The sequence below is a fragment of the Dryocola sp. LX212 genome, from assembly GCA_041504365.1.
Lineage (GTDB): Bacteria > Pseudomonadota > Gammaproteobacteria > Enterobacterales > Enterobacteriaceae > Dryocola.
The window spans coordinates 1,468,238-1,484,760 of sequence record CP167917.1; the positions used below are offsets into that span (position 1 = coordinate 1,468,238).

General features: G+C 55.3%; 16 protein-coding genes. 7 read left to right on the forward strand and 9 right to left on the reverse strand.

All coding sequences use genetic code 11. The features are described 5' to 3' along the window. Positions 1–177: 177 nt before the first annotated feature. The 5 genes from glnQ to rhtA all read right to left on the reverse strand — a co-directional run bounded on the left by glnQ (position 178) and on the right by rhtA (position 4,446). Positions 178–900: a glutamine ABC transporter ATP-binding protein GlnQ gene (glnQ, locus tag ACA108_06990; GenBank protein XEX97247.1), complete on the reverse strand. Its 723-nt coding sequence runs from the start codon at positions 898–900 to the stop codon at positions 178–180. Further along, entirely contained in the window at positions 897–1,556 is a 660-nt protein-coding gene (gene glnP, locus ACA108_06995) for a glutamine ABC transporter permease GlnP (GenBank protein XEX97248.1), read from the reverse strand. The genes glnQ and glnP overlap by 4 nt, the downstream gene beginning before the upstream one ends. Positions 1,557–1,637: 81 nt before the next feature. Further along, positions 1,638–2,384, reverse strand: a complete 747-nt coding sequence (gene glnH / locus ACA108_07000) for a glutamine ABC transporter substrate-binding protein GlnH (protein XEX97249.1) — start codon at positions 2,382–2,384, stop codon at positions 1,638–1,640. A 361-nt stretch (positions 2,385–2,745) separates the two neighbouring features. Then, positions 2,746–3,249, reverse strand: coding sequence for a DNA starvation/stationary phase protection protein Dps (gene dps / locus ACA108_07005; protein XEX97250.1), 504 nt, complete (start codon positions 3,247–3,249; stop codon positions 2,746–2,748). Between the two features lie 309 nt (positions 3,250–3,558). Then, entirely contained in the window at positions 3,559–4,446 is an 888-nt protein-coding gene (gene rhtA / locus ACA108_07010; protein ID XEX97251.1) for a threonine/homoserine exporter RhtA, read from the reverse strand. A gap of 368 nt (positions 4,447–4,814) precedes the next feature. Between rhtA and ompX the strand changes: the two genes are divergently transcribed. Next, positions 4,815–5,315 (forward strand): outer membrane protein OmpX, encoded by a 501-nt coding sequence (ompX, locus tag ACA108_07015; protein XEX97252.1) that lies wholly within the window; start codon positions 4,815–4,817, stop codon positions 5,313–5,315. A gap of 78 nt (positions 5,316–5,393) precedes the next feature. Here ompX and ACA108_07020 read toward each other — a convergent pair whose 3' ends face one another. Together ACA108_07020 and mntS are read right to left on the reverse strand one after the other, a co-directional pair. After that, on the reverse strand, positions 5,394–6,977 hold the full coding sequence (locus tag ACA108_07020; GenBank protein XEX97253.1) for a phosphoethanolamine transferase: 1,584 nt from the start codon (positions 6,975–6,977) through the stop codon (positions 5,394–5,396). Between the two features lie 322 nt (positions 6,978–7,299). Beyond that, positions 7,300–7,428 (reverse strand): manganase accumulation protein MntS, encoded by a 129-nt coding sequence (gene mntS / locus ACA108_07025; protein XEX97254.1) that lies wholly within the window; start codon positions 7,426–7,428, stop codon positions 7,300–7,302. A 191-nt stretch (positions 7,429–7,619) separates the two neighbouring features. Here mntS and mntR point away from each other — a divergent pair, with 191 nt between their 5' ends. The 5 genes from mntR to ACA108_07050 all read left to right on the forward strand — a co-directional run bounded on the left by mntR (position 7,620) and on the right by ACA108_07050 (position 13,522). Further along, positions 7,620–8,090 carry a manganese-binding transcriptional regulator MntR gene (gene mntR / locus ACA108_07030; GenBank protein ID XEX97255.1) on the forward strand — a complete coding sequence of 157 codons (471 nt, stop codon included), beginning with the start codon at positions 7,620–7,622 and terminating at the stop codon, positions 8,088–8,090. After that, a complete protein-coding gene (locus tag ACA108_07035) occupies positions 8,091–9,203 on the forward strand; it encodes an SLC13 family permease (GenBank protein XEX97256.1) in 1,113 nt (370 codons plus the stop codon). A gap of 101 nt (positions 9,204–9,304) precedes the next feature. Beyond that, the gene (locus tag ACA108_07040; GenBank protein ID XEX97257.1) at positions 9,305–10,414 is read left to right on the forward strand and encodes an HlyD family secretion protein; all 1,110 of its coding nucleotides are present in this window, start codon (positions 9,305–9,307) and stop codon (positions 10,412–10,414) included. Next, complete coding sequence (locus ACA108_07045) at positions 10,411–11,991, forward strand: DHA2 family efflux MFS transporter permease subunit (protein XEX97258.1); 1,581 nt, start codon at positions 10,411–10,413, stop codon at positions 11,989–11,991. Before ACA108_07040 ends, ACA108_07045 begins: the two co-directional genes overlap by 4 nt. 1 nt (position 11,992) lies before the next feature. Continuing rightward, a complete protein-coding gene (locus ACA108_07050) occupies positions 11,993–13,522 on the forward strand; it encodes an efflux transporter outer membrane subunit (protein XEX97259.1) in 1,530 nt (509 codons plus the stop codon). Positions 13,523–13,760: 238 nt separating this feature from the next. On the opposite strand, the gene ACA108_07055 is transcribed toward ACA108_07050, so the two are convergent. Both ACA108_07055 and ACA108_07060 read right to left on the reverse strand, forming a co-directional pair. Beyond that, the gene (locus ACA108_07055) at positions 13,761–14,576 is read right to left on the reverse strand and encodes a Cof-type HAD-IIB family hydrolase (protein ID XEX97260.1); all 816 of its coding nucleotides are present in this window, start codon (positions 14,574–14,576) and stop codon (positions 13,761–13,763) included. Between the two features lie 19 nt (positions 14,577–14,595). Further along, positions 14,596–15,810, reverse strand: a complete 1,215-nt coding sequence (locus ACA108_07060; GenBank protein XEX97261.1) for an MFS transporter — start codon at positions 15,808–15,810, stop codon at positions 14,596–14,598. A gap of 126 nt (positions 15,811–15,936) precedes the next feature. Here ACA108_07060 and ACA108_07065 point away from each other — a divergent pair, with 126 nt between their 5' ends. Further along, positions 15,937–16,476 (forward strand): TetR/AcrR family transcriptional regulator, encoded by a 540-nt coding sequence (locus ACA108_07065; protein ID XEX98042.1) that lies wholly within the window; start codon positions 15,937–15,939, stop codon positions 16,474–16,476. Positions 16,477–16,523 lie beyond the last annotated feature (47 nt).

A 16,523-nucleotide genomic window follows, 5' to 3' on the forward strand; every position in this document is an offset into this window, starting at 1 on the left:
CAGGCTGAGAAAGTCAGACAAAGGAGTAAGTATAGTCGGCGGATATCAACGGGTTAGAAATGGGGATTAATCTGGGGTGAGGCTGAAAGTAGGGTGGATAAGCGAGAGCGTCATCCACCACTGTAAAAGCGGCGGGGGCGCATTCATCCGCTTGCCCGCCCTGGGTATTTAATGATTTTACGAGACGTGCTGTAAAAATTCCTGCAGGCGCTGGCTTGGCGGGTTGTCGATAAGCTCCTGCGGGTTGCCGTCTTCCGCCACGCGACCTTTATCAATAAAGATCAGGCGGGAAGCGACCTTCGCAGCGAAGCCCACCTCGTGCGTCACGATAACCATCGTCATGCCTTCTTCGGCCAGATCCTGCATAACCTTCAGCACTTCATGGCGAAGTTCCGGATCCAGCGCCGAGGTTGGCTCATCGAACAGCATCATTTTAGGCTTCACCGCCAGCGCACGGGCAATCGCCACGCGCTGCTGCTGGCCACCGGAAAGTTCGGAAGGATAATGGTGCGCACGTTCTGCCAGACCCACTTTTGCCAGCAGCTCTTTTGCCAGCTTGTCGGCGTCTTCTTTTTTCATGCCGCGGACGCGGATCGGGCCAAAGGCCACGTTTTCCAGCGCGGTAAGATGCGGGAAGAGATAGAACTGCTGGAACACCATGCCCGCTTCCTGACGAATCAGACGTTCGTCTACCTTTGGATCGTTAACCTTCAGGCCATCAACAATCAGATCGCCGCTGGTGATATCTTCCAGCTTGTTGATGCAGCGCAGCAGGGTGGATTTCCCGGAGCCGGAAGGCCCGATGATCACCACCACTTCACCCTGTTTAATATTCAGGTCGATATTGTGCAGCACCTGGGTTTTACCGAAGTGCTTGGAGACGTTTTTAAATTCAATCACAGGATTTTCATCCTTCTTTCAAGGCGACGCAGAACAAAGCTCAGCACCAAAGTAATAATCAGATAGAAGACCGCAACGGCGCTCCAGATCTCCAGCGCGCGGAAGTTACCGGCGATAATCTCCTGGCCCTGACGGGTCAGCTCGGCGACGCCGATAACGATGAACAGCGAGGTATCTTTGATGCTGATGATCCACTGGTTGCCCAGTGGCGGCAGCATGCGGCGCAGCGCCAACGGCATAATCACGTGGCGAATAGTTTCGCGTTTGGACAGGCCCAGCGCCAGGCCGGCTTCCTGGAAGCCTTTATGAATCGACAGCACCGCACCGCGGGTGATCTCCGCGATGTAGGCGCCGGAGTTGATCATAATGGTGACGACGGCCGCGCTGAACGGGTCGATACGCAGATCGTTAAAGGCCATCGGCAGCGCGAAGTAAATAAACATGACCTGCACGACGATTGGCGTACCGCGGATCACTTCAATAAAAACGAGGGCGATGTGGTTGGCGATCCAGCCGCCGTAAGAACGGGCAAAACCCGCTACCAGACCAATCACCAGACCGCCGCAAAGACCAAGGACCGAAATCCATAGGGTCATTTTGGCGCCTTCAAATAACAGCGGAATTGCTGGCCAGATGGCGCTCCAGTCAAACTGCATAATGTGTTCCTGTATACCGTGGTTCAAAAATAGAGGGGCGAATGCCGCCCCTCAGGTCTTACTTAAGCTTGCTGAATCTTATTATTTTGGTTCGGTGCCGAACCATTTTTTATAGATTTCGTTATAGGTGCCGTTCTCTTTCAGGGTTTTTAGCGCGCCGTTAACTTTGCTGCGCAGATCGTCGCTGCCTTTTGGGAACGCGATGCCATACTGCTGAGCTTCCAGAGAGTCACCTACCGCTTTAAACTGACCGTTACCGGCGGTTTTGATGAAATAAAGAATGTTTGGCGTATCGTGCAGCACAGCGTCGGCACGGTTAGTCCCCAGTTCCATATAGGCGTTGTCGATATTCGGGAACTGGCGCAGGTCTTTGGTTTTAATGTTCGCTTTCGCGTAATCAACAGACCCGGTACCGCCCTTAACCGCAACGACTTTGCCGTCGAGGTCTTTCACGCTTTTAATGCTGTCGTTGTTCGCTTTCACCATCACCAGCAGGCCGCTTTTGTAGTAGCCGTCGGAGAAGTCGATCGCTTTCTGACGCTCAGGGGTAATGGTGATCCCCGCCAGCGCCAGGTCAATGTTTTTGGTTTGCAGCGCCGGGATGATACCGCTGAAATCCATTGGCTTCAGGGTGTAGTCCAGCTTCAGCTCTTTCGCAATGGCGGCCCATAAGTCAACGTCGAAGCCGACGTATTTATCGCCCTGCTTAAATTCAAAAGGAACGAATGCGGTATCGGTCGCAACGACCAGTTTCTTCTCAGCGGCGTGGGAAGTGACCGCCAAAGCCAGGGTGAGTGCAGCCAGTGAAACTTTCAAAATCGACTTCATAGCATTTCCTTTGTTAATCCATGGGGCTATCCCCTGCATGCCAGCGCAACATGGAAGAATCGTGCCAGATTTACAACATATTGTTTTGCAAGGATGAGGATTTGTAACATTGCGCAACATCAGTTGCAAGTCAGTCATAATGCACCCTTACGGTGCCTCATTATGGTGCAAAAAGCGGGCTTACAGGTCGGAGGGTATTATTAGCGCGAATTATGGCGTCGAAACAACCAATCATTAACGATTGTGTGATGTAATCATTACAGTTATGGAACTTTTGCAGGGTGGGCAGGCAATTTTGCGCACTATTTTGGTGCGGTTTCCCTCCCCTGGCGGGGAAGGAAACATAAGTATTGACTATGGATTAATCAATATTGGATTCGATGAACCACAGGAACTTGTCCAGGTCGCGGGATGCCGCCGTCAGGATATCCGCCGTGTCTTCATCTTTTGCTTCGTTTATCGCTTTACGCACGTCATTTGCTACGATGCCATAGCGATCCGCCAGCTCTTTCAGGTGATCCTGAACGGTATGAATATCCAGCGGGTAGCTCTTCAGCGGGGTTTTGCTGTTGATGACCTGAGTGGTCCCCAGCGCCACGCCCCCAAGCTGTACAGCGCGCTCAGCCATGGTATCCAGGTGGTCGGTGAGCGCCGTGCGGAAGCCGTCAAGCATTTCGTGAACACCAATAAAGTTAGCACCGCGCATATTCCAGTGGGCCTGTTTGGTAATCAGTGACAGATCAATAAACTGGATTACCTGACGATTCAGCAGCTCGATGGTGGCTTTTTTCTCACTGTCTGCAACATCGTTACGGGTATACAGCAGGTTTGTAGATTTGGTTTTTACCAGTTTAGCGGTACTCATAATCTTTCATCCTCTTGATGTGTGTTTCCTGATTTGTTACCGGGAATAAGTATAGCACCGCTTTTTAATCCTGCCGGAATGGGCAGTACCTATTAAACCGATAGCGAAGGCTGACTGGTAATATGACATTCTTTTGATATCAGAGAGTTGCAAAGAAAAATTGAGATATATCGGAAAGCGTAACAAGGCTGGGAAGTTAAAGAGAAACAGTTCTTATTTGGTTCAGGAAATAATCAGTAATATAAGCATTTGATCGCAATTTTTATTTCCCGTGCGAGAATTGTTCCACGGGAAATAAATTGATGCACATCAATTCACATCGATACTGGTAATTTGCGTTTCGCGCTTGAGTGTCATGGTGGAGCCCACGGATGCCGCGATGATCGAAAGCAGCGCTATCCACTGAACCAGCGTAAGGTGCTCACCAAGAAACAACATGCCCGACAGGGCCGCAAGGCCTGGCTCCATGCTCATCAGCGTGCCGAATGTTCGCGTCGGGATGCGCGTCAGGGCAATCATCTCCAGCGAGTAGGGCAGAGCGGTGGACAAAATCGCTACTGCCAGGCCCAGCGGCAGCAGCGACCAGTGCCACAGCGCGCTACCAGCCTCAAAGGCACCAATCGGCACAAATACGATAGCGGCAATCAGCGACCCCATGGCGACCGTTGCCGGTCCGTGGTCGACCCCGGCCTTTTGTCCAAACAAAATATAAACCGCCCAGCAGGCACCGGCGCCCAGAGCGCATGCGGCCCCGGTTAAATCGACGTGGGACATGCCCTGGCCCAGCGGCAGCAGAAACCACAGCCCCAGCACCGCAAGCACTACCCAGACAAAATCCACGGCCCGGCGGGAAGCAAAAAGCGCCACCGCCAGCGGGCCGGTGAACTCGAGCGCTACCGCAATGCCCAGCGGTATCGTCTGGATAGAAAGATAAAAGAGATAGTTCATCGCGCCGAGCGATAAGCCGTACATCAGCAAAGGGAAGCGCTGCTCGGCCTTAAAGCGCAAACGCCAGGGTTTAAATACCGCCACCAGAATCAGCGTGCCTAACGCCAGACGGATTGCGGTCACGCCCGGCGCGCCGACCAGCGGGAAAAGAGATTTCGCAAGGGATGCACCACTTTGAATCGAGGTCATGGCGATAAGCAGTATTACGATGGGCAGCCATACGGGCAATTTACGGGAAGATAACGGCATCCTGCGTCCTGTCAGTTAATGTCGGGGTTGGTCAACTTATGAAAAGTTCCCTAGTGTAATGGAATAAGTTAGGGCGGTTGAGCTTTCATTGAGATTATTCTGCATCGCCTGAGGTAACATCTGACCCGGTTTTGTAAGTAAGTGTCATAAAAGATCCGGAATTATCTGAATGAACGTTTTGTTAAAACCGTTAATATTTGCGCGTTTTTTATGATAAATCGTCGAGATTTTAGCGACATAGCATGTAGTGGAAATGTTGTGTTACATGAAAAAAATCGTTAGACAACACAAATGTCGAAGAGTTTCTGAATTAATTTTGTTATATTTAAATCTTAGGACTTACTTGAAGCACATTTGAGGTGGATATTATGAAAAAAATTGCATGTCTTTCAGCACTGGCTTGTGTTCTGGCCGTTTCCGTAGGTACCGCATCTGCAACTAGCACCGTTACCGGTGGTTATGCCCAGAGCGATATGCAGGGCTTTATGAATAAAGCTAACGGTTTCAACCTGAAATACCGTTACGAAAACGACACCCCACTGGGTTACATCGGTTCCTTTACCTACACCGCTAAAAACCGCACCGAAGATGGCGTTTATAATAAAGGCCAATACTACGGTATCACCGCAGGTCCTGCTTACCGTCTGAACGACTGGGCAAGCATCTACGGTGTTGTCGGTGTAGGCTACGGTAAATTCCAGACTACTGGCGCTACCGATACTAACACCAGCGACTACGGCTTCTCCTACGGCGCAGGTATGCAGTTTAACCCAATCGAAAACGTTGCTCTGGACGTTTCCTACGAGCAGAGCCGCATCCGTAATGTTGATGTAGGCACCTGGATCGCAGGCGTGGGTTACCGCTTCTAATTCCCCGTCCTCGGGTGAAATAAAAATCCGCCTCTTCAGGCGGATTTTTTTATGTCTGCTGTTCACCCATCCCGCGAGCTAACGGGATTTCGTTTCAAAAATATCCGTCTGCAGATGAGTATAGTCCACCTTCTTCAGTTTGAAGTTGGTCACCCAGGTGGTGCCTGCCTTCTGCTCCGAAATAAATTTATATTTCGACGCCAGCTCTTTGGTTTTGATCCCCGTCCAGTCGGCGAAAAAGTTCAGGAAATCGTTGGCGGAGCGGCGCGCTTTAATCAGGCGATGCTTTTTATCGTCGCTTGAGAGCACCATAAACGGCACCTGGAAATTCTGCTGAAACTCGTCGTCATGGGCAAGATACTGCACTTTGGTGCCGCGCTCTTTAAAGGCAAGGCCATGGTCAGAGAAATAGACCATCGAGAAAGTTTCGCCGGTATTCCGCAGCTGACCGTAAAGCTGCTTTAATAGATCGTCCGTCTGGGTCATGCTGAAGATGTAGCAGGACGTCTCTTTCGACTGCACGAACTCGGTATATTTTCCCTGGGTGCGGTCGCAAGCCTGTGGATGCGAGCCCATCAGGTGTAGAACGATCAGCTGTGGCGTAGTGCGGTGGGTGGCAAACACCTGCGCTGTCATCTTCAGCAGCGCGTCATCACGGGTATTCTTATCCGCTTCAAAATCCCCGTTCTTTAAGAAATGCACCTCATCGGCCCGCTTCGCGATGCTGGCGATGGCGGTATCGTATTCGCCTATCTGCCCCTGGTTGGAGAACCACCAGGTCTGGAAGCCCGCGCGGTTGGCGAGCGTCACAAAATTATCCTGATACTGCGGCTTGCCGTCGATAACGCGGTTGAGCGTCAGCCCAAGGGATTTTTGCGTGGAGCCGCTCGCCGCCACGTAATCCATAAACAGATTACCGTTTACCGAGCTGGCAAAAGGCGTGTTGTTCCAGTGGCCGCCAAAAGCGCCAAGCGCGTCGCGCCGCGCGCTTTCGCCGATCACCACGACATAAGTGTGATATTTCGGCTTTACCGCCAGCACGTTCCAGGTGTCCTTCATCTTCGCAAACGCCTGCATGCGGGCCTGCTCATCAAGCACTTCCTGATTGTTGACCACCACGTCTTTCACGAAGCGAAACACCGGGTAGCCGGTATCCTTAAATTTAAACACGCCGCCGTAGGCCAGATTTTGCGCCGGTGCGACGAAGAAACAGACCACGCTGACTGCCAGGCAGCAGCTGTCAAAATGATTCCATCCCCGCTTCGGCGTGGCTTTGCGGCGAACGGCGATCGCACCAAGCGCGAAGATAAACACCGAGACGATGTAGTTGTACCACGGGAAGATGGTCATGATCTCCGTGGACTCTTCGAAATTAGTGGAGTGCAGGGCCAGCAGGGTATTAAAGTTTGGTGCGCCGTAGGCCTGGCCGAAGGGGAAATACATGGCTGCGACAAGGCTACAAATTCCTATCAATGTTTTCTGTACGCGTGGGGCGCTTCGCCAAAGAATGAGCAATACACAGCTGAAAGCCACCGCGTAAAGCAAGCTGAATTCGTAGCCTAAGGCAAAGTTAATCAGAAGTGATTGCAGGAAGTAAAACCCCGTCCACGGATTGAGGGCAATGCCGCGTGCCGTCAGGGTATCTTTAGCCGTTAAATTCATGTTTACCGAGATCTACAAAACGCCATGCGATAACCCTGGCGAGAAGGGTGAAAAAAACCGGCCTGACAGACTAAGTGAAGGAGGGCTGGAGCGCACTGGCGAGCCGCTTCCTGTGCAGGGCTGCAAGAAGATAGAGCGCAACGAATTGAAGATCAACCGATAAGAAAGCCGCATTTTGCGAGCATGGCTGCAATTCTGACAGATAGTGTGGGTTTATAACGGATGAGCAGCGCATCAGCGGGAATGATGGAAAAATGTTGTTACAAAAAGATGGCGCAGGCATAGCCTAAACGTCTGGCTGCGGAAAAGGCAGGGCGGCTGCCTACGGCTTCGTCTGTTCGCCCTGCTGCGGTTTCCCATTGACCCAATCGCATAACATATTTAACAACATCAGGCGTACCTGGAAGGGGGAATGTGTAAACACGTTCATGCACCTCTTAAATTCTTTCATGGCGGTCCTCCTCGTTAATTCTGCGGCTCCGGTTCCCTGTAGAGCTGATTGCATTACAACCAGATATAGCACAGGCTATATTGTATAGCCATTGCTATTTCGTTAATTTTTTGTGGATGCACGAGGGTGGTTTACAATGGGCGCTCTCGCCGTCGCAGAACGGCACAGCGCCACTGTTATGAGGAAGCTCCATGAGCCGTCAGGCCGATAAAAAAAACAGCGAAAAAGTGACGCAATTACTTAACGTTGAAGAGCATGTTGAAGGTTTTCGTCAGGTGCGGGAAGCGCACCGTCGCGAGTTGATTGATGACTATATAGAGCTTATCTCCGATTTGATTCGTGAAGTGGGCGAGGTGCGCCAGGTGGACATGGCCGCGCGCCTCGGCGTCTCCCAGCCTACGGTAGCAAAGATGCTCAAACGGCTGGCAACGCTGGGCCTGATTGAGCAGATCCCCTGGCGCGGCGTATTCCTGACCCCCGAAGGGGAAAAGCTGGCGCAGTTCAGCCGTGAGCGTCATCAGATTGTTGAAAACTTTTTCCTCGCCTTAGGCATCAGCCCGGAAACCGCCCGCATTGACGCGGAGGGGGTAGAGCACCACGTCAGTGAAGAGACGCTGGAAGCGTTCCGTTTGTTCAGCGAACAGCGCGGGATGCTGTCATAAATGCTGACGGCGCTGCTCCGCCCCTTTCTACGCGATCGCTTTCTGCATCTTCTTCTTATCGTCGGGGCGGCGCTTTGTCTGGCCGTACCTTTTCGACCCCGTGAGTGGCCTGGCGCCATAGACTGGCACACCATTATTACGCTTGCCGGATTAATGATGCTGACCAAAGGCGTGGAGCTGAGCGGCTATTTCGACGTGCTGGGCCGCCGCATGGTTAAACGCTTTGCAAGCGAACGCCAGTTGGCGATGTTTATGGTGGCAGCGGCGGCGCTGCTGTCGACCTTTCTCACCAACGACGTCGCGCTGTTTATTATCGTTCCGCTGACCATCACGCTGAAAAAACTCTGTTCGATACCGGTGACGCGGCTCATCATCTTTGAGGCGCTGGCGGTGAACGCCGGGTCGCTGATGACGCCGATTGGCAACCCGCAAAACATTTTGCTGTGGGGGCGCTCGGGGCTCTCCTTCGCGGCCTTCACCTGGCAAATGGCGCCGCTGGCGCTAGCCATGCTGGCAAGCCTGCTGGTGCTGTGCTGGTTCTGCTTCCCACGAAAAACGCTGCAGTACCACGGTCACAATAAAATCCATGACTGGCAGCCGCGGCTGGTGTGGGCAAGCGTGGCGCTTTATTTGGTATTTATCGTCTCTCTTGAGCTGAAGCAGGAGCTGTGGGGCCTGGGCCTGGTTGCCCTGGGCTTTGCGATTCTGGCGCGACGTATTTTGCTGATGATCGACTGGAGCCTGCTGCTGGTGTTCGTGTTGATGTTCATAGACGTGCATCTGATAACCCGGCTGCCGGTGCTGGAGCATGCGCTGCAGGGCGTGAGCCAGCTCTCCCAGGGGGGATTGTTCGCGCTGGGCGTTGGCCTTTCGCAGGTCATCAGCAACGTGCCTGCCACCATCCTTTTGCTGAATTACGTGCCCGCCTCGCTGCTGCTCGCGTTTGCGGTGAATATCGGCGGCTTTGGGCTGCTGCCTGGCTCGCTGGCTAATCTTATCGCCCTGCGCATGGCGAACGACCGCCGCATCTGGGTTCGTTTCCACTATTATTCCCTGCCTATGCTGCTGTGGGCGGCGCTTGTCGGCTACGCCCTGGCGCTGCTGCTCCGTTAAGAAAAGTATCAATTGTCAGTTTTTCCTGGCAAATGTATAGCAAGGTCCTAAGTTTACTAAACGGTAAATTTTTTTGTGACGCACAGCGCGAAACTGGACTTATGACAGAGCAAAACAACACGCCGGAGAGCGGCGAAGAACGGCAGAGTAATAAAGAGCAGAATCAGGAGCGCAAGAAGCCCGGTAAGAAGCCGCTGATAATCCTTGGGATCGTCGTGGTGATCATGGTGATTGTCGCCGCCGTGTGGTGGTTCATGACCCGCAATGAAGAAACCACCGACGATGCCTTTACCGAGGGTAACGCCGTCACCATCGCGCCGAAGGTGGCGGGCTACGTGACGGAACTGCACATCAGCGATAACCAGCGCGTCCATAAAGGCGATTTGCTGGTGGTTATCGACCCGCGCGATGCAAAGGCGCAGCGCGATCGGGCCCTGGCCCAGGTTGGCCTTGCCGTTTCCCAGCTCCATCAGGCGCAGGCGCAGCTTGATCTTGCGAAAGTGCAGTATCCCGCCCAGCGTGACCAGGCGCTGGCCCAGGTTGCTAAAGCCGAAGCGGACTTAGCCAACGCTCGTGCGGACTATAAACGTCAGCGCGGCGTCGATCCGCGAGCCACTTCGCAGCAAAACATCGACACGTCTAACGCCCAACTGCGCTCCGCCGAAGCCGGGGCTGCCAACGCCCGCGCGCAGCTGGAAGTGGCAAATCAGGTCAAGCTCCAGATTCGCCAGCAGGAGACGAACGTGGAGGCCCGCGCCCGCCAGGTCGATCAGGCCAAAGCCCAGCTTGAGACGGCGGAGCTGAACCTCTCTTACACCGAAGTGCGCGCGCCGTTTGATGGTTTTGTCACCTTGCGTAACGTGCAGCTTGGCACGCTGGTGCAGGCCGGTACGGCGCTTTTCTCCGTTGTTTCCCCGGACATCTGGGTGACGGCCAACTTTAAAGAATCGCAGCTCGAACGCATGCGCCCCGGCAACAAAGTCACGCTCGGCGTGGATGCTTACCCGGATATGGAGCTGGAAGGGCACATCGACAGTATCCAGCAGGGCAGCGGCTCGCGCTTCTCGGCCTTCCCGGCGGAAAACGCCACCGGCAACTTCGTGAAAATCGTCCAGCGCGTGCCGGTTAAGATCGTGATTGATAAAGGGCTGGATGCGAATCACCCGCTGCCGTTGGGCCTCTCCGTGGAGCCGAAGGTGACGGTAGAATGAGCGACCAGGCCGCTGAACATCACGAGAACTGGAAGCCCGCCAGCAACCCGTGGGCCGTGGCAATCGTCGTCACACTCGCGGTGTTTATGGAGATCCTCGACACAACCATCGTCAACGTCGCGCTGCCGCACGTTGCCGGTTCGCTCTCCGCGAGCTACGACGAATCGACGTGGGTGCTCACTTCCTATCTGGTTGCCAACGGTATCGTTCTGCCTATCTCGGCGTTCCTGAGCCGCCTGTTCGGACGCAAGCAGTTCTTCTTAATCTGCATCGTGATGTTTACCATCTGCTCGTTCCTGTGCGGCATCGCCACCGAGCTGTGGGAGATTATTCTGTTCCGCATCATGCAGGGCTTTTTCGGCGGCGGGCTGCAGCCCACGCAGCAGTCGGTGCTGCTGGACTACTTTAAGCCGGAAGATCGCGGCAAGGCGTTCGGCCTGTCGTCGATTGCGATCATCGTCGCGCCCGTGCTCGGCCCGACGCTGGGCGGCTGGATCACCGATAACTACTCCTGGCGTTGGGTGTTCTTTATCAATATTCCGGTGGGGATTGTCACCGTGCTGGCGATTTATCAGCTGCTGGAAGACCCGCCGTGGGAGCGTAAGTCAGAAGAAAAGCTTTCCGTGGACTGGACGGGCATCGGCCTCATCGCCCTTGGCCTCGGCTGCCTTCAGGTCATGCTTGACCGGGGTGAGGACGACGACTGGTTCTACTCCAACTTTATTCGTACCTTTGCAGTGCTAACGCTCATCGGCATCATCGGGGCGATTTTCTGGCTGCTGTACGCCAAAAAACCGGTGGTGGATCTGCGCTGCATGAAAGATAAAAATTTCGCCGTGTCCAGCCTGCTGATGGCCGGAATGGCGCTGATTCTTTACGGCAGCTCGGTGGTGATCCCACAGCTCGCCCAGCAGGACCTGGGCTACACCGCCACCTGGTCCGGGCTGGTGCTCTCCCCCGGCGCCATCCTGATCGTGCTGACCATCCCGCTGGTGATAAAACTCATGCCGCTGGTACAGACGAGGTGGATTATCGCCTTTGGCTTCACCTGCCTTGCGGCTTCGTTCTTCTGGACGAGGAACCTCACGCCGAATATCGATTTTGAGACGCTGGTGCTGTTCCGCAGCGCGCAGTCGTTCGGGCTGGGCTTCCTGTTTGTGCCGCTCACCACCATCGCGTTTATTACCATTCCGCGAAGGCTCAACGCCGATTCGGCGGCGCTGTTTACCATGTTCCGCAACGTGGCGGGCTCTATTGGGATTTCGCTGTCAACGGCGGCGATAACCGAGCGCTCCCAGGCGCACAGCGCCCATCTCAGCACGCATATGAACCAGTTTGACGAACAGTTCCAGCAGGCGATACGCAGCGGCGCAGAAGCCATCCGCAACTTTACGACGCAGGTTGGCGATCCGCTGAGCATCGCCACGGGCAACATGTACAAAACGATGATCGAACAGTCCCGTTTCCTGGCCTACATCGACGTCTTTACGATGCTGAGCGTCCTCGCCCTGGTTCTGATTCCATTTTGTTTATTGCTTTCGCCGGTGAAGAGCGAAGGCGCTGCAGGAGCACACTAAAATGAACGGGAGAATGTGGTTGTCATCGCTTGCGCTGCTGGTGGCGGGCTGCGCCGTTGGGCCAGATTATCAGCCGGCAAAACCCCAGATGCCGGCAGGCTTCAACGATACGGCAAACCAGAATCAGCCGGGCGTCACTTCGCGAGCGCAAGCCACGGCAACGGATCCGCGCTGGTGGCGAAGCTTTAACTCGCCGCAGCTCGACAGCCTTATCGAGCGGGCAATCGCCGGGAACCTGACGCTGCAACAGACCGTGCTGCGCATCGCCGGGGCACGCGAGCAGATAACTCAGGCGGGCGGGGCGTTCTACCCGAGCGTCAACGGCAGCGCCAGCGCAACTCGCCAGCAGCTTGGGCTGGATGGCGAGCTTAAATCCCACGGCGTATATGACCAGCTAAACGAAGTTGACCCGTCGCTCGGCGGCGCGCTCGACCCGCTGACCAAGCCAATCACGCTTTATCAGGGCAGCTTCGACGCCAGCTGGGAGCTGGATCTGTGGGGCAAGGTGCGCCGTCAGGTTGAGGCGGCGAAGGCCCAACAGGATGCGGCCATTGAACAGCGTAACGACGCGCTGGTTTCCCTGGAGGCAGAGGTGGCCCGCGCCTGGCTGCAGCTGCGCGGGGCGCAGAGCGTGATGCAAACCCTGCAAACGCAAATCGACACCGCTCAGCAAACGCTGGAGCTGACGGAGAGCCGCCAGAAAAGCGGGTTGGCACCGCAAATGGATGTAGAGAATGCCCGCGCCCAGCTCGGCAGCCTCCAGGCCCAGCTGCCGCAGTATATGGCGCAGGAGCGCCAGGCAATGAACGGCCTGGCCGTGCTGCTGGGTAAACCACCGGGCGCGCTGGACGGCGAGCTGGCGAGCAAACAAGCGCTGCCGAAGCTGCCGGATATTGTCTCCGTAGGCATTCCGTCAAATCTTGCTCGCCGCCGCCCGGACGTGCGAGAAGCCGAAGCTAATCTTCATGCCGCCACGGCGCAAATTGGCGTGTCCGTCGCACAGCTGTTCCCGAGCCTTTCGCTGACCGGCCAGCTCGGCCTGCGTAACGATGAGTCGGGGTATCTTCTCGACTGGGCGAGCCACTTTTACAGCATCGGCCCGCAGGTTTCGATCCCCATCTTCCAGGGGGGCAGGCTGGTGTCGAGCGTAAAAGTCGCCCGGGCGCAGCAGGGGGCTTCGGTATTGCAGTATCGCCAGACCGTGCTGACCGCATTGCAGGACGTTGAAAACGCGCTGGTGAGCTACCGCACGGACCAGCTGCGTGAAGCCGGGCTTGCGCAGACGACGGAGTCATTACAAACCGCTTTTAATCTCGCCACCGACAGCTACCGCCAGGGTATTGCGACCTTTATCGATGTGCTGGATGCCCAGCGGCAGCTTGCGCAGGCTGAACAGCAGCGGGCGCAGGCCCGGGTTCAGAGCAGCATTGATTTGGTCGCGCTGTATAAGGCGCTAGGCGGCGGGTGGGAGCCGTATCAGCAGGTTAACCTGCCGGACTACGACGTTTTTGGCGATGCACCGCGCGGTTAACGGATTACAGAATCAGGAAGAAAATGAGTAGAAATCCCCCATTAATTGCCTGATAACTGCGCGTATAACTGACAGGCTGTTTAAGAAAAACCTTCTGAAACCCTGAACACGAGGTCATCACGATGCGTTATAAAATACCAGGTAACACCGGCCTGTGTGTCTCAGAACTTTGCCTTGGCAACAGAACGTTCTGCGGCGAGGACGAGGGGTAGGGTGAAGGTCAATCGAAGATTGCAGGTCACGCCTTAAAAGGATCTTCCCCGTTGAGCACCTTATCAATAACGTCCAGCACGCCTTCCCGGTTGTTGTGCCCGGCCTGGAAGCGTGCAATCTTTTTGATCTTTTCCGGGGCGTTCTCCATCGCGAAACTGTAACCCGCCTGGCGCAGCATTTCAGCGTCGTTGCCGCCATCGCCGAAGGTCACCACTTCGCTGTCTTCGATGCCCCATTTTTCCTGCAAAATCCGCAGCCCGTTGGCTTTATGAACGCCCGGAATAATTAAATCCACGGATCCATGGCCGCTGGAGACCGGCACCATCACACCGTTCAGCACCACCGCCAGCGAATCCAGCAGATCCTCAACCATGTCGTCCGGCAGATTCAGGGCGATTTTGAAAATCACGTCGTCCGGGTGGTCGAAATGTTCCACCAGCTCAAGGCGGTGATAGTACATGGCCGCCATCTGCTTAAAGTTTTCGCTGTAGCTTTTTAGCGTGTAGCCGTTGCGCTTGCCGCAGGTGATGATATCGACGTGGGGCAGGCTCAGCAGATGATCGATAACCGTGTTGTACTCCTGGCGGGACAGCTCCGCGTTGAAGATATCTTTATCTTCGCTCACCACCCAGCCGCCGTTATCCGCCACGAATGAGATTTCGCGGTCGATATCCGGGAAGAAGGACTTCAGCTGAAAATACTGGTTGCCGCTGGCGACAACGAAGCGAATGCCCTGCGCCTTCATCTGCTCGTACTGTTTTGCGAAGCGCGCCCGGTTGTAGTTTTTGCTGTCGTCGAGAAAAGTGCCGTCCATGTCTACGGCAATCAGTTTGATACCCATTAAATACTCCTTGAACTGGTTATTCGGTTTCGCCAACGAGCCGCGAGCTTTGTGAGCGTTTCGCGACGGCTTTGGCTATCAGCGCGGCAACAACCATCAGCGCCAGCACGACCAGCATGGCAAGCCGCAGGCCGTAGTGTTCGCCCAGGAAGCCAAGCAGCGGCGGCCCGACGAGAAACGCGACGTAGCCCGAAGCGGCAACCACGCTGACGCGCGTCGCCGGATCCGGTCCGGTATCGCCCGCGGCAGAAATGGTCAGCGGGAAGCCCAGCGACGTGCCAAGCCCCCATAAAATGACGGAGACGCCAGCCATGAACGGGCTGTCGACAAAGATAATCATCCCGATGCCCAGAATACCCATCAGGGCGCACGCGCGCACGACGGTGACTCGGCTGTAGCGGTCGATAAACCAGCCGCCGGTGAAGCGCCCCACGGTCATGCCCAGCGTGAAGCCTACGTAAATCAGCGAGCCGGAGGTCGGGCTGAAGCCGTGCCCGTCGACCATCAGCAGCGGTAGCCAGTCGTTGGCGGAGCCTTCGGCAAAGGCCATCGCCAGCACGATGGTGCCAATCAATAACAGCTGAATATCTTTATAAAACGGCGGGTGCGGCTCGTGAGGATTTGCGGCATCGTCCGCATTATCCTTACCCACGCCGTGAGGTATCGCCCGAATGGCAATGGCAATCGGCACGATCACCAGCAGCCCAATCAGGCCAAGATGCCCGTAAGCACCAAACTCAATCGCGGTCAGGCCCATGCCGACGCCCGCGCCCGCCAGCGTTCCCAGGCTGTAGAAACCGTGCATCATCGGCAGCACGGTCTTTTTCATCAATCCTTCGACTATAGCGCCTTCGACGTTCATCGCCACTTCAGCGGAGCCCAGCCCCATGCCGAGCACGGCAAGTCCAAGAGCAAAAAAGACAGGGGACGATAAGTACAGCGCCATGCTCATGATCAGCATGCCGGTGACCATCAGCGTCATGCCGCTGCGAATGATGCTATGGGTGCCGAAGCGCTTAACCAGCCAGCCGGAGCAGAGAATGCCGCTCATCGAGCCGACGGACAGGCCGAACAGCACGATGCCCATGCCCGCCGTGGAGACGCTGAGCGTATCGCGGATGGCTGGCGTGCGGGTTGCCCAGGAGGCCATGACCAGGCCGGGGAGAAAGAAGAAGGCGAACAGTGCCCATGTACGGTGTAGCAGAGCTTTTCTTGATGATTTTGCGGCAGGCATGGAGAGGACCGTAGCGATGAAGAACAATGAGAATCACCCTATCAGGGATGTGTACATATGTACACATTCAGGGGTAGACTCTTTGCATTCTCTTTTAAACGGCTAATGCCCGGGCGAAGCATGACCATCTCCCCACGTCGTAACGACCCCGATCGCCGCGTGCGTATATTGCAGGCTACGCTGGATATGCTCGTTGAGCACGGCGTCAGCCATATTACCCACCGTAAAATCGCCGAAGCGGCGGGCGTTTCGCTGGGGTCGATGACCTACTATTTCGACGGTATCGAATCGCTGCTCAGCGAAGCGTTCACCCGGTTCGCGGTGGAAATGTCCAACAGCTATCGCAGCCGACTGGAGCAGGCACGCAATGCCGATGAAGCCTGCGAGGCCGTGGTTGATATGATTTGCGGCGAGAAGATCGCCACGTCCTGGAATTTACAGGTGATGTATCAGCTGTACGCCTACGCCAACCGCACCCCGGCGCTAAAAATCATCATGCAGGACTGGATGAGCCGCAGCCAGCAGGCGCTGGAAACCTTCTTTGATCCCATTACCGCCCGCACGCTGGACGCCTTTATTGAAGGCATGACCCTGCATTACGTCACCGATCGCCAGCCGCTGAGCCGGGAAGATCTCACCCGCATGGTGGCGAAAATAGTCCGCTAAATCTGGCAGGTGAAATTTCTGGATTTGTTAGCTACAGTTTGTAGCAC